The organism is Oceanobacillus sp. J11TS1, assembly GCF_018333215.1.
GTDB lineage: Bacteria > Bacillota > Bacilli > Bacillales > Amphibacillaceae > Oceanobacillus.
This window is the reverse complement of sequence record NZ_BORO01000093.1, coordinates 1-237: the sequence shown is the minus strand read 5'-3', so window position 1 is coordinate 237 and position 237 is coordinate 1. Positions and strand designations below refer to the sequence as shown.

Genomic DNA, 237 nt, shown 5'->3' with positions numbered 1-237 from the left:
CGAATAGTTCTGTAGAAAATTCCCCGCTGCGCGTACGTGGAACCTTTAATTTTACCTTTCCAACACTCAGCATATACTCTCTATCGTAGTATCCATTTCTGTAATCATGGCGATCTTCATTGCGTTCGTGGGAAGTATTTTTCATATATTGATCTCTTTCCATCTCCATGTACTGATTAAATAAAATAACGATAGAAGATTTTACGACATCATTTAGATCAGATTGCAGCACTTCCT

Annotated in this window: 1 protein-coding gene; it reads right to left on the bottom strand. The window is 37.1% G+C overall.

Annotation, left to right across the window (positions count from 1 at the left end; translation table 11 throughout):
• The coding region (locus KI343_RS19975; RefSeq protein ID WP_212928131.1) for a transposase at positions 1-237 on the bottom strand (237 nt) is incomplete at both ends.